This window comes from Pseudonocardia sp. SID8383 (assembly GCF_009864975.1).
Taxonomy (GTDB): domain Bacteria; phylum Actinomycetota; class Actinomycetes; order Mycobacteriales; family Pseudonocardiaceae; genus Pseudonocardia; species Pseudonocardia alni.
Genome location: NZ_WWFY01001226.1, coordinates 1 through 278 on the forward strand (window position 1 = coordinate 1; position 278 = coordinate 278).

The window sequence follows — 278 nt, forward strand, 5'->3', positions numbered from 1 at the left end:
GCACGGGGCGGCACAGCGGCCCAGCTCGTGCAGCGCGCACGGCGTCGCCGACGGGTTCCGGGCCGGGATGCGGATCGTGCACCGGCGCAGCGGCAGTGCGTCGAGTGCCGCGTCGAGCACGTCGGTCGCGGCCCGCTGCGACCCGAACGGGCCCAGGGCACCCGCCCGCGGGGTGGCGACGACCGACAGCCGCGGGAACGCCTCCGCCGTCGGCGCCACCCAGTAGGCCCGGCCGGGGTTGCGGGAGCGCCGGTTGTACGGCGGGCGGTGCGCGGCGA

General features: G+C 79.5%; 1 pseudogene. It reads right to left on the bottom strand.

The window, feature by feature from the left end:
* Nucleotides 1-278, bottom strand: a pseudogene (locus GTW08_RS29890) (hypothetical protein); the annotation flags it as partial.